The 13744-nt window shown below is 37.3% G+C and carries 9 protein-coding genes, 1 other RNA gene and 2 pseudogenes; 5 read left to right on the top strand and 7 right to left on the bottom strand.

Features of this window, described 5'->3' with window-relative positions; all coding sequences use genetic code 11:
* Positions 1-284: 284 nt before the first annotated feature.
* Together F972_RS09720 and F972_RS09725 are read right to left on the bottom strand one after the other, a co-directional pair.
* Complete coding sequence (locus F972_RS09720; protein ID WP_004769640.1) at positions 285-1748, bottom strand: NAD-dependent succinate-semialdehyde dehydrogenase; 1464 nt, start codon at positions 1746-1748, stop codon at positions 285-287.
* A gap of 63 nt (positions 1749-1811) precedes the next feature.
* Positions 1812-2135 carry a hypothetical protein gene (locus F972_RS09725; RefSeq protein ID WP_004676637.1) on the bottom strand — a complete coding sequence of 108 codons (324 nt, stop codon included), beginning with the start codon at positions 2133-2135 and terminating at the stop codon, positions 1812-1814.
* Here F972_RS09725 and F972_RS15440 point away from each other — a divergent pair.
* The 5 genes and pseudogenes from F972_RS15440 to F972_RS09745 all read left to right on the top strand — a co-directional run.
* Positions 2121-2437 (top strand): annotated as a pseudogene (locus F972_RS15440) (integrase core domain-containing protein); the annotation flags it as partial. The gene F972_RS09725 and the pseudogene F972_RS15440 sit on opposite strands and share 15 nt — an antisense overlap.
* Positions 2438-2609: 172 nt before the next feature.
* Positions 2610-2969: a transfer-messenger RNA gene (ssrA, locus tag F972_RS15445) on the top strand.
* A gap of 270 nt (positions 2970-3239) precedes the next feature.
* A complete protein-coding gene (locus tag F972_RS09735) occupies positions 3240-3482 on the top strand; it encodes a hypothetical protein (RefSeq protein WP_004757485.1) in 243 nt (80 codons plus the stop codon).
* 366 nt (positions 3483-3848) lie between these two features.
* A complete protein-coding gene (locus tag F972_RS09740) occupies positions 3849-4982 on the top strand; it encodes a tyrosine-type recombinase/integrase (protein ID WP_004757483.1) in 1134 nt (377 codons plus the stop codon).
* An 18-nt stretch (positions 4983-5000) separates the two neighbouring features.
* Positions 5001-5270 (top strand): annotated as a pseudogene (locus F972_RS09745) (integrase core domain-containing protein); the annotation flags it as partial.
* Positions 5271-5349: 79 nt separating this feature from the next.
* On the opposite strand, the gene F972_RS09750 reads toward F972_RS09745, so the two are convergent.
* The 5 genes from F972_RS09750 to F972_RS09770 form a co-directional block, all read right to left on the bottom strand.
* Positions 5350-5856 (bottom strand): DUF4411 family protein, encoded by a 507-nt coding sequence (locus tag F972_RS09750; RefSeq protein WP_004757481.1) that lies wholly within the window; start codon positions 5854-5856, stop codon positions 5350-5352.
* The gene (locus F972_RS09755; protein WP_004757479.1) at positions 5849-6955 is read right to left on the bottom strand and encodes an ImmA/IrrE family metallo-endopeptidase; all 1107 of its coding nucleotides are present in this window, start codon (positions 6953-6955) and stop codon (positions 5849-5851) included. Before F972_RS09755 ends, F972_RS09750 begins: the two co-directional genes overlap by 8 nt.
* A 147-nt stretch (positions 6956-7102) precedes the next feature.
* Positions 7103-10156, bottom strand: a complete 3054-nt coding sequence (locus F972_RS09760; RefSeq protein ID WP_004757478.1) for a type I restriction endonuclease subunit R — start codon at positions 10154-10156, stop codon at positions 7103-7105.
* A gap of 33 nt (positions 10157-10189) precedes the next feature.
* Positions 10190-11497 (bottom strand): restriction endonuclease subunit S, encoded by a 1308-nt coding sequence (locus F972_RS09765; protein WP_004757475.1) that lies wholly within the window; start codon positions 11495-11497, stop codon positions 10190-10192.
* On the bottom strand, positions 11494-13731 hold the full coding sequence (locus tag F972_RS09770) for a type I restriction-modification system subunit M (protein WP_004757473.1): 2238 nt from the start codon (positions 13729-13731) through the stop codon (positions 11494-11496). Before F972_RS09770 ends, F972_RS09765 begins: the two co-directional genes overlap by 4 nt.
* Positions 13732-13744 lie beyond the last annotated feature (13 nt).

Below are 13744 nucleotides of genomic sequence, written 5' to 3' on the forward strand. Positions count from 1 at the left end.
ATGATAAGTAAATTGTTAAAGTCATTCTCTGATCATCATCTTCCGCATGAATAAAAAATCCTTTCATGGATGTTGCTTATATGCATTTATATATGATTTTTCATATATATGCAACTTCATATATCGGATTTATTTTTTTGATCGATTTTATTTGCTGAATAATAGTTTCATCCATATAGTCTGTATAGAAAGTTAGGTCAATTTACTGTTATCTAAAACAATGAAGAATAGCTGAGAGGAAAAATGCAATATCTTTCCTCCCATAAAACTGAACAATACAATAGTTATCTATTGTCTAAACCAGCCAGCAACACATATTTAATTTCCAGATAATCCTCAATGCCATATTTGGAGCCTTCACGTCCCAGACCTGACTGCTTGACCCCACCAAACGGCGCGACCTCATTGGATAAGATTCCTGTATTGAGCGCCACCATGCCGTATTCCAGCGCATCGGAAACTCGCATCGCCCTGCCTAAATCCTGACTGTAGAAATAGGATGCCAAACCAAACTCGGTATCATTGGCATAGCCCACCACCTCGTCCTCAGTTTCAAATTTAAATATAGGTGCCAAAGGTCCAAAGGTTTCTTCTTTGGCCACTTTCATGTCAGCCGTGACATCTTTGACAATGGTTGGTTCAAAGAACAATTGGCCCAAAGGATGGGGTTTTCCACCCAGCACCACCTGAGCGCCCTTGCTGACCGCATCCTCAATATGTTCTTCCACTTTCTGCATGGCTGCACTGTCAATCACTGGGCCAAAGTCTACTCCAGCCTCCAAACCATTGCCGATCTTGAACTGTCTTACTGCCTCAGAGAGTTTTTCTATAAACAGGTCATAAATTCCTGACTGTACATAAATACGGTTGGCACAGACGCAGGTCTGGCCTGCGTTACGGAATTTGCTGGCAATCGCGCCTTTTACCGCAGCATCAAGATCAGCATCATCAAACACCATAAACGGTGCATTGCCACCCAGTTCCATCGACACCTTTTTAACCGTTGAGGCGCATTGGGCAATCAGTTTTTTACCCACCTCGGTTGAACCTGTGAAACTAAACTTCTGCACTCGATCATCGGTGGTCAGCACTTCACCAATTTCAGTGGAACCACCTGTAATGACATTAAATACCCCTGCTGGAATGCCTGCACGCAAGGCTAGCTCTGCAATCGCAAAGGCAGATAATGGCGTTTGCGAGGCTGGACGGACAATGATGGTACAACCTGCCGCCAATGCTGGTGCAACCTTACGGGTGATCATGGCATTCGGGAAATTCCACGGTGTAATTGCAGCACAAACCCCAATGGGTTGCTTATTCACAAGAATCTTTTGATCAGAACCATTTGCGGGAATAATATCGCCATAGACCCGTTTGGCTTCTTCGGCAAACCATTCAATATAGGCTGCACCATAAGCAATCTCGCTTTTGGCTTCACTCAAGGGTTTACCTTGTTCCAAGGTGAGAATATAGGCCAGATCATCCTGATTCTGCATGATCAGGTCAAACCACTGGCGTAAAATCTTACTGCGTTCCTTGGCACTTTTTTTACGCCACAAGGGCAATGCCTGCTCAGCCGCGGCAACCGCATCCAGTGCTTCCTGTTTGCCCATTTTGGGTACAGTACCAATGCTTTCGCCTGTAGCGGGATTGGTCACGCTTAGGGTCTGACCAGAGAGTGCATCTCGCCACCGACCGTTGATCAATGCCTGTGACTTTAATAACCCGTGATCATTCAACTGTGCCATTTTCTTGTTTCCCTATTATCAAACATTGAGCTTTTCTTATTTTTAACAGCAATCCTGACTGATTCAAGTTACCTTTAGTGAAACTTGTTGTCCAAGCATTTGAAACTGATATTGCCCAGCCTTTAAATCCATTGGGCGAATGATTGAACCTGTGAGAATCACCTCACCTGCTTGCAGCTTTTTATGCTGTGCCAATAAAGTTCGAACCAGCCATAAATAATTACGGATGGGTTGATCTGAAGCTGTTAAAGGCTGGTTGCGGTTTAGGCCACTTTTGGAACGGTTGACCTGAATAAAACGGGTATTGCGGCTTTGCCAGAACTGGCAGGTCTGGTCAGAAAGTGAAGACAATGGGGCTTTACGGAACGCGATAAGGTAGAACAACATGACTATGAGTTGTATCTGGCAGTCAATGATATTGATCACACGAAGAGAAAAGCAGCTTCCCCGCAAAAAATGGTATATGTGAGCGTTTCCATAAAACGATTTTGCAGGAGTTCTATCAAATTACGTTTAGAAAGAAGCTTTATAGCTCATTGGAAGAATTACAAGTTGATCTAGACGATTGGCTGAAATCCTATAATACTGAACGGACTCATCAAGGAAAAATGTGTTGGGGTCGTACACCACTTGAAACTTTACTTGATGGAAAACGGATTTGGGCTGAGAAGAATTTAGCTCAAATTTAACCTGACAGGCACAATAAAAAATGGGTAACTGTCAGATCAGTTTTGAGCTAGTACAAGTCTTTTTAATCTTTATCCAGCGACTACACTTGCTTATATTTCAATCATTAACACCCTGATTTATAGATTTAGATGTCAATTTTCAATAAGTATGTTATGATGCTCGTTCATATATGGGGGTGTTATTGGCTTCGACGCTGGTGATGAAGCTCATAGATGCATGCCGAGAGCGCATTTTCTCTCGTAAATAAAATTTGCATTTTAATAGTCGCAAACGACGAAACTTACGCTCTAGCTGCCTAAGGGCAGCTTGTCCGCTTCACTGAATACTTGTGGTCAGTGAACCCGATCGAAGCGCACGCACACAAGTCCGTATAAAGTCAAGCCTCGGGGCTTTATACCAAACTTAGAGGATCGCGCCTTGTACCCTGTTCGTCGGGTCGCTTGGTGTTAAAACAATAGACGATATCTAAGCATGTAGTATTCTCGAGTGTAGTGCTGGCGGACGCGGGTTCAACTCCCGCCACCTCCACCAAATTTCAATACAGAGTCATCTGACACAATACAAAAAAGCCTTTAAACTCAATGTTTAAGGGCTTTTTTTATGGGTTTTGCGTCCAATGCTATCCAGAACAAATTGACCCAAATTTGAATAAATTGGGTCAAAATTGGATCAATTTGACCCACAACTTTTGAGCATCGTTTACCACGAGTAAACACACTCTAAATGCAACTGTCATCAATCTGTAATATGACTTGCTTCTTCCTCATGTGATAATTCAACTTTATTTTTGAGGGTTTGGGAATGTCAGAGAATATTAGCTTAGATGATCTAAATGAGCTCATCCGTAATGCTGAGAAAAAAGGCAAAAAAATCGATAAAATCTTATTGGGCTATAAAGCCTATTATTTTTTCATGTCGGATAGTGAGTTCCATAAGGAAGTAACTAGCTCTGCACTCTCGCCAAGCAAACGTAAATATAAAGGCCACAAAATCAAAGTGACTCAAGATGACTATCAAGTTGAGTTGAAAATTCAAGAAAAATAATCAGAACTACTTTCTTTTGAGTAATACAGGTTCAAATTCATTTTTAGGCTTTGAACCTTTTTTATTGTGCAGCCATACATCATCATAGGGTCAAAACTGGGTCAAAGAAAATCAATCAGTATAATCATCTATTTGATTGGCTTGCCCCTTCATACAGCAACTCAATCTATCCCCTTCACCACCAACATTCAATTCAACGCGATCCAATACGAAATAAAAAACACTAAAATTTATACTTAAAAATGCTTTTTTATAGGCCACATTGTCCGACCTTATCCAAATGCGTTTACCCCCATCTTTGCTATCTGTGGGTCAAAATGACGACAATTTACACCATGATTTTTAATAAGATTATGGGGTAAAACGATGGCTTTAACAGACACAGAATGCAGAAAAGCACAGCCTAAAGATAAGCAATATCGTCTATCCGATATCAATGGCTTATCACTTCGTATAGACCCGAATGGAAAAAAATACTGGTCGCTTCGTTACACCGAAAATTGTCAGCGCAAGTCAAAATCACTCGGTTTATATCCTGAGCTTAGCCTGAAACGAGCCAGGGAGGTTGCGATTGAGTTTACAACAAAAATCAAGCAAAACTCGGAACAAGAACAGCCTTCATTTAGGGAGGTTGCAAATGAATGGTTTAACAATCAAAAGGAAACGTGGTCGCATAAACACATTCTGAACGTACGTGCATCTTTGGATGAACTGTTTATCACTTTAGGGGATTTGCCAATTAATCAAATTCAGCCCCCAGAGATCTTAAAAGTCATTAAAAGGATTGAAGCCAGAGGTTCCATTGAAATTGCTAAGCGTACGCTCTCACGATGTGGCATGGTTATGAAATACGGCATTGCACATGGCTATAGATATGACAATCCTGCAGGTGATTTGACCTATGCGCTTAAGTCTAAAAAAGTACAAAATTTAGCATCACTGCCTGCTACTGAAATGCCTGAATTTTTAAGAAAAGTTCGTGCCTATCCATGCGATGCTCAGACCAAGCATGCCCTAGTGTTGATTATGCTGACTGGTGTACGTGTCAGCGAACTTCTTCAAGCAAAATGGGATGAGTTTGATTTAGAAAATCGAAAATGGGACATTCCTGAAGAGCGCATGAAAAATCGCTTACCTCACCGTGTACCATTGACCAATATGATGATCGAAGAGCTACAGGCTTTACGTTTAACCCATAATCAGGATTTACTATTTCCGCATCGACTTAATAACAATGTAGCCATGCGCAGTGAAACCATTCTTCAAGTGATCAAACGGTCAGGGTATGCAGGTCGTATGACAACGCACGGTTTTAGATCTTTATTCAGCACTGTGGTCAATGAGTCTAATTTGTTTAACGTAGATGCAATTGAAAGACAGCTTGCACACGTACCACAAAACCGAATTCGTTCTGCTTATAACCGTGCACAATACTGGGATGAGAGGGTGAAAATTATGAATTGGTATGAAAATTTAGTAAGGGATTGGTTGAAGGGGTGAAATTAAAACGATCTCGATGAATCAAATAATTTACGAGCTTCAGTCGGTACAAAGGGTGACTCATACGATAATGCTTTGGCTGAAACGGTGAATGGCTTATACAAAACAGAGGTGATTGAATATTTAAAAGCAGATTGGCGTGGTTTAGCAGATGTACAACTTGCGACATTAAACTGGGTATATTGGTTCAATAAAGTGCGTGTACATAGTGCACTGGGTTATGTGTCACCTTTTGATTTTGAAGCAATGTACTATGATAAAATTAATCCGTTAGGTCAGGTAGCCTAACTTAAATAAAAAGTCTCCGACAAACCCGGTACGGTTCAGGGTCTAATTAACTTATAAATATATTATAGAAATATTATTTCTAAATTTTTAAGCCAATCTCTTGAAAAAAAGTATTCATATTGATACAGCGAATACCAAGATCATTAGCAATATCAGGAACTTTTGGGCTTTGTGAAGGTTGATTTTTATTTAAGCTAATGTTTTTCGTTTCACTTGTTACAATCACTAAATTATCTTTCTTTGCAATTGCGATCAACCATCCATCTGCTATTTTTTCATGTGTCCAACTTTTGTCATTTGTTAAGGCTTTCTCACTATAACAGTCATGAGTTGCAATATGTTGGATAACTTCAGCCCATAAATCAGCATAATCTTTGTATTTACAAGAAGTTCCAGTAAAGTTTTCTTCAAGCCATTCTTTAAAAATTTCATCTTGATAATGTTCATTAACAACAATATCTGGAAGTACTACTTGTGAATTGATGATGACTTTAATTTTCTCCCAAAAACTTGGAAAAAAATCAAATTGATAATATCTTTCATAAAAATTGATATAAATATTAGTGTCCAATAAATACTTAGTCATTGCCACCTCTATTCATCAAAATTTTATATCCTTTAAAACCGACACCTACAATATTAAATGCATCTGTATATGAAATACGATCATGATTTACTGCATTCATTACATATTTAAAAAATCTATTATCAACTCTAAATCTAATATTATTAATATAACTTCCACCATTAGATTCATTTGGTAAAAAACGTTCAAGGTTTTCCTTTAGGTCTCTAGTACGATTCAGGTATTCTTCACGTGTAATCTTATTTAAGTCTAATAGTCTTCTTACAATTACAAATTCACTGACTTTAAATTTTCTAGCTAAAAAATTACTATCGGTTGAATTAAGCTGTAAGAAAATCTCTTGAGGAACTAAAATTTCTGCTGTTACTTTATTTATAAATGCTTCAGTTCGATCAAATTGGTAATCGCCAGCATCTACAATGTTAAATATTTCTTCAGTACCTACGAAAATATGCACTAACTCATGTACTAATGTAAAGAGTTGACCGTTCTTAGTATCTTTCTGATTAATAAAAATTATAGGTGCTTTATGGTCAAGTAATACGAACCCTCGAAATTCTTTCACACTTAGAGGACGATGTGTATTGTCTTTCACTTTACCATTAAAAAAAACAAATACGCCTATACCATTAATCTTATCGCGTAGATAATTTAATGAATTATCAGCTTGATTCTGGAAAAACAAAGGAATCTCCAGTTTATTACGTATTTTTTTAGCTACTTCTAGAACGTTGGAATCAATAGAAAATTGACCCACAAAATCTAAATTTTCAGTAATTTCATTCTTCAAAAATTCCTGTTTGACCTCCATTTCTGCAATGGTATCTCTTAATTCTTCACTTGCTTCATCGATTGAATCTGACTCAAGTGTCCTGAAGTCCAGTCGCTTAATGTCAATATCAATAGTTTTATTCAGTAATAAGAGACCTGTCGGTACATTAATTTTTTTTGCTATTTCAGATAACTGATTAAAAGTTGGCTGTTTTTCCCCACTTAAAAATTGATCTAAATTATTAATTTTTGTTCTTAAAACACTCAACGAAATTTGGGCATTTTGAACATAATAATTCAATGTGTTAGTGTCGATACGCATTGACATCACATTTCCTCCTCTATGCCCATCTGACCTTGTCTTATGCTAACATAAATTAACTGTGCAATACTGTCTATAAAAATTAACTGTGCAATACTGTCTATAAACATTCATAACAGCACGGCACAATTTGACGTGAAATTTTAAAAAGAGCTATTTTGAAGCGTTCTTTTTTGTCCGTGTATAAATATGCTTCGCCAATCGCTTAGCAACTTTTTTACGCAACTCATCTGTACTCATAACCTTATTACAGACTTCCTCATTTCCTGCAAGTCGAACAAGAAACAGATCAATCAACTTTCCAGATAAGTACTCTGTAAAACTGTCTAGAGAATTTGCGTTCACTGCCTGTACAATTTCTTCATTTTCAATAGCTGCTTGCTCAACCTGATCAAAGAACAATTGATCAGCTACTGTAAAATCAGTACCAAATGCCTCATTCAATTCATCAATCAGATGCGATACATTATCTGTAGATTCTGCTTGCCCTGTTCCCACATCTGTTGAACCTTTTAAATCATTCGCTTCGCCATGCCCTAAATCAATACTATTTTCACTTAACTTCTGTAGGCGATAAAATTGAAGTTCCACAATTTTCGATAAATCAACTTCATTTTCTTTAGAGCCTTTAGGCAACTTTTGTAGTAAAGCTTTTAAATACGCATATCGTTGCTCATGCTCTGAATCTGTAAAGTCCATGATTTGCGAGACAAAGAGATATAAATTTAAATAGCTTTGTAATTGGCTTTTAAATAGTTTTTGTTGCTCTTGTTGATGTACAAGATCATCAGGATGAATTTTCTTATATTTATCAACAGCACGGTCAATAATACTATTCAACTGCTTATGTTCATGCCCTGTTAGCTTACTTCTATCCTTAAACCAAATATTTGCAAACTCAATTAAATCAGCCTCAAAGTAAAACTTCCATTGATCCAATGTATGACCAAGCTCATTCAATTTTTGCTCATTTGGAATATCGCCAAGTTTAGTCCGCTCGTAAAATGGCTTAAATGCTTTATAAATGTCTTCATGTGTATTCACAAAGTCCAATACAAAAGTATCTTCTTTACCATAAGCACAACGGTTCAAACGCGATAAGGTTTGTACCGCTTGAATTCCTGATAGCTTCTTATCTACAAACATGGTGTGTAGCAAAGGTTGGTCAAATCCTATTTGATATTTTTCAGCGACTAAAAGTACTTGATAGTCATCTGTATCGAATTGATCAGGTAATTCAGTTTCTTTAAAACCATTCATTTTAGGTTCTGTATATTCAGTACCATCAACCTCTAGTTTCCCTGAAAAAGCGACTAAGGACTTAATCCCTGTATATCTTTTTTCTTTAATATACTCATCAAAAGCAAGCTTGTAGCGTACTGCTTGTTCACGAGAATTCGTTACAACCATTGCTTTGGCACGACCACCAATTCTATGCATCGTCACTGTTCTAAAATGCTCGACAATGATTTCTACTTTCTGAGCGATCACACTTGGATGCATAGAAACAAAACGAGCCATTAAAGCTTTGGTTTTATTCTTTGCGAGTTCTGGATCATTGTCAGCAATTTTGATTAATTTATAGTACTGCCCATAAGTCGTATAGTTTGCCAATACATCTAAAATAAAGCCTTCCTGAATTGCCTGTTTCATACTGTAATGATGAAATGGAGCTTCTCCGTTATCACCTGCTTCATCAAAGCAAGCAAGTGTTTTCCATTTTGGTGTAGCAGTAAAGGCAAAGAAACTTAAATTAGGTTGGCGACTACGCTTTGATGCTTCTGCAAATAAATGCTTTTTCACGTCATCAGTAAGTTCACTTTCATCCTCATCACCATCATCTAAGAACTCTTGAGCAATTGCAGACTCAATCCCATCTTTATTTAGAATTTTGCGTAGCTCCATTGCTGTTTCACCACTTTGGGAACTATGAGCTTCATCGACAATAACAGCGAAACGCTTTCCTTCTGTACTCAAATCAACCTTGATACCCTTTTTCGCTTGGGTACGAATAGACTGCATGATGTACGGGAATTTTTGAATTGTGGTAATAATGATAGGTACATTCGAAGCTAAAGCATTGGTGAGCTGTAAGGTATTTTCATCAATTTTTTGCACCACACCATCTTTATGCTCAAACTGTGCAATTGTTTCTTGTAACTGACGATCAAGTACAATACGGTCAGTAATCACAATAATTGAATTAAAAATTTTCTGATCATCTGCATTATGCATGGATGCCAATTGATGTGCGAGCCAAGCAATGGTATTTGATTTGCCCGAACCTGCTGAATGCTGAATTAAGTAGTTATGACCTGAACCATTGGCTTTACTGTGTTTTGTGAGTTTACGCACAGCATCTAATTGATGGTAGCGTGGGAAAATCACGGTTTCTTTTTCTATATATCGAAAACCTGTCTCAGTTCTAATTTTTTTTGTTTCTACACTCAAATGCATAAAACGAGCGAAGATTTCCATAAAGCTATGACGAGCTAAAGTTTCTGTCCACAGGTAATGTGTGCGTACATCACCTTCTACAGGTGGATTACCTTTTCCGTTTAAATAACCTTTGTTGAAGGGTAGAAAAAATGTATTTTCTCCATCCAACTTGGTCGTCATATAGACTTCACACGTATCTACCGCAAAATGCACCAAGGTACGTTTTTTAAACTCAAATAAACGTCCTTTTGCATTACGCTCTTTTTTATATTGGATTTTGGCATCTTCAACATTCCAACCCGATGCTGAAAACTCATTTTTAAGCTCAAGCGTAATCAGTGGAATACCATTGAGTGAAAGCACCATATCTGGGATTTCATTAAATTCTGTATGAAGCTGACGTGTACATTTAAGTACGTTGGCATCGTATTGTTCTTGGGTGGTTTTATTGATGCTGGTATTGGGTGCAAAGTAAGCCATTTTGATTTTTTTACCAAAGCATTTAAAACCTTGGCGTAAAACTGATAATGCACCTTCGGTATCTAATGCATGTGCTAAATCATTGACAATACGAGCTTCTGTTTCATCTTTACATGAGTTATGAATTTTTTCCCAAGTTTTTGTTTGAGTTTCCTGAATAAAGGCAACGACATCTTTAGGAAATAGAGCAAGTCTTGGGTCATAATCTTTCGGGTTACCTTTTACATACCCGCCAACCGTTGTTAAGCTGTGTTCAATGGCTTGTTCAAAATAATATTCGCTATGCATGGCATTCCCCAAAAAAATATGACCCAATGTTTTTTAGTTTACTTTAAGATTTCTAACGTCGATCTTCCCTGTAACCACTTGCGTGATTAAGGTTGAGCGATATTCATTTAAAAGTTGAACGAGTTTTTGACCTTTACCAATAGCACTATTAAACTTTTCATCTTCATTTTTTAAATACTCAATTAATTGCTTTTGCTCTTCCAAGGGAGGAATAGCTAAAGGTAAATCATTATACTTTTCAGCACTTACATTCTGAATCGTAGCTTGGATATTTATAGAACTAATCCAATCCCAATATTGTTTAGATTGAAGAAAATAATTAACAAATTCAGGATTATAATTTTCTTGATCTAACCTAGCACGAATTAGATAACCTGCATAACAGGCAATACCTACTGATTCAGCTTTGTAAAGATAACTTTTACCAACAGTTGCCCCACTTCTTGCTAGTAAAATATCTAAGTCATCCAATAGATATTCTTGTGCTTTTTCTGACTCTAAAGATTTAAATGTTTCATCCTTCAAATTTCCAGAATCATCAATATCAGTGATTCGTATATATCGTGGATTTTCTTTATCCTCTGATTCAGCTGATTCATTTGCTCCATACTTCAATTTTTCAGATAATAGAAATTTAAGCCGTTTAACATTCCATGTATTTGGAATATTACCCAAAAGTACAACGTCACTCTCTTTCATCTCCACATCAGGATTTAAACCTTTAGTCACTGCATGAGAAATCAAAGCCACGCGTTGTTCAGCCAATTTTTCCAATAAAGTTTCTTGCTTGGCAATTAAAGCATCAACTTGGGCAAGGCGTTTATCTAAAAAATCTGCAATGGTTTTTTGTTCATCTAAACTTGGATAAACCATTCTAAATGAAGAAATATCATCCCAACTTGCACGAGGCATTTTTGAACCGAAAGTTGTTCCATTAACTTCATTAATGAAATCTTGCGATAAGCAGTAATAACTTAAAAACTTCGGATCAATTACCTCAGAAGATCTAAACACCAAAGCTTCGGTAGAAGATAAACCTTCTTCTTGAGCTAAAAAAACTTTAGCTAAATAGGGTCTTAACTTACCGAATAAAACATCATCCTTTTGGAATCTATGACCTATCCCCTCACTTTCAAGCTCTACTGAATCAAGTAATTTTCCTGTAAATGATTCAATATTTTCTAGACCAAAATATCTGAGATCAGATTCTTTAGCATCAATTTTATCCCCGACATTAGCGACTACAAATTTCATGCGTTTAACATCCCAATGGCTAGGGATTTCCCCTAACCATTGCACGCCACTATCCTTATAACTTTCGTAACGTGATAATTGGCTCATGCAGACAAACCTCCTAACATCTGCATAATCTCATGCTCAAGCTGAACAATCTCAGCCTTAATATCTTCCAATGGACGTGGTGGCTCATAGACATAAAAATGACGGTTAATTGGAATCTCATAACCCACTTTGGTTTTACTATAATCAATCCACGCATCAGCCACATGCGGTAAAACTTCCGCTTTTAAATAAGCTTCGCAATGCGCTGTAACCAATGGTAATAACTTAGATAAATCAGGCTCTTTGTCATAATTCACAGGTAAAGGTAATGTCAAATGATCAGGGAATGAAACAAGCTCGGTATCACGTAATTGCGTGTCTGGCTCAATATTCCCTTTACTGTCTTTGCAGACATCCGCAGTTTGATCACGCTCAGACAAAGCTTCCAAAATCGCTTTCTTCACAGGAGCTCCCAATTTAAAAGTTAATCCTTTTAAAATTGGATCAAGTACTTTTAAAAATTCATCACGATTTTTCCAAACCTGATCAGAGATTTTTGCTGTAAGTAAATTTTTAATCGCTTCCTGTTGTAAACGACCTGCTTGCTCTTCCTTCGAAATTTCAGCAGTATCTTTGACTTTCTTACTCTTCGCTAAACTTGCAAAAGCAGATTGATCATCCAACAAGGCAATACGTTCAGCAGAAATTGTGAAGTTCAAACGTAAAGGACGTTCTACGGTAAGTTTCAAATAACCAAAATCTTGATTATTAAAAATCTTAGAACACACCTTCGCCTCACCAGTTTTGTTTTGAATCATTGCACTGGTGTCTTGATCTTTAAATTTTGAATAAAACTTAGTCAGCTCAGCAATATGCTCTTTAGACAATTCATGACGTTTATTGCCCAAGCTTTTCGCCATTTTCTGATAATGTGCCGTACCATCAATGAGTTGAACTTTACCCTTACGCTGTTCAGATTTTTTGTTCGAAATAATCCAAACATAAGTATAAATACCTGTGTTATAGAACATCTGATCAGGCAATGCGATAATCGCTTCTAGCCAATCATTTTCGATGATCCAACGACGAATATTACTTTCACCACTACCTGCATCACCTGTAAATAATGGCGAACCATTAAATACCACAGCAATACGTGAACCTTCACCACCATTTTCAGGCGAAGCTTTCATTTTAGAAATCATGTGTTGAGCGAACAATAATGATCCATCATTGATTCGTGGTAAGCCTGCACCAAAGCGACCAGAAAAGCCTTGCTTCTCTTCATCATCAATAAAATCTTTTTGGTTTTTCCATTCCACACCAAAAGGAGGATTTGAGAACATATAGTGAAAGTCTTTGTCTGCATGACCATCACGAGGAACATAACCATCTTTTTCCTTGGCATTTTTCACACCAAGCGTATCACCATAAACAATGTTTTCCGCAGGTTCATCTTTAATCAACAAGTCAGAACAACAAATCGCATATGACTCAGGATTATATTCCTGTCCATACATATCAAGGCTAATCTTGTCATTATATTTCTTAAGAAATTTCTCTGCCTCAGACAGCATCCCGCCTGTACCCGCCGTTGGATCGTAAATACTACGGTGTACCCCTGCCTTAACAAGCTCGTCCTGATCTTCTTCAAAGATCAAATTCACCATCAGCTCAATCACTTCACGCGGGGTAAAGTGATCCCCAGCTTCCTCATTTGCCTGTTCATTAAACTTGCGAACTAACTCTTCAAATAGATAACCCATTTGTAAGTTACTCACGCTACTTGGAGCAAGGCTTAAACCTGATTCAGCCAAACCATTACGAAACTCTTGAAAAACCTTATATAAACGGTTTGCATCATCAAGTTTTTCAATTTCTTTAGCAAATTCAAACTTCGCAAAAATATCCTTTGCCTTAGGTGAAAAACCATCAATGTATTTTGTTAAATTTGCCGTAAATTGATCAGGATCATCCAGCAGTTTTTGCAGATTAAAACCACTAATATTATAAAGATTTTGTTTACGGTCTTTATCCGCAATTTGGCTCAGCTGCTTTTGCAAAAAGACATTAGGAGTTTTGTCTTCTAAATTCACTACAGCCTTTTCGTAGCATGCTTTCATTTCTTCTGCGTAAGGTGCAAGAATTGCATCAAAACGTCCTAATACAATTAATGGCAGCATCACACGACGATACTGCGGTGGACGATAAGGTCCACGAATAATATTGGCAATACTCCAAACTAACCCTACAATTTTGCCGTGTTGTGCGTGTTGATTTACTTCATTTGTCATTTCATTTCTCCAA

The sequence above is a fragment of the Acinetobacter sp. CIP 102529 genome (genome assembly GCF_000368325.1).
GTDB classification, from domain to species: domain Bacteria; phylum Pseudomonadota; class Gammaproteobacteria; order Pseudomonadales; family Moraxellaceae; genus Acinetobacter; species Acinetobacter parvus.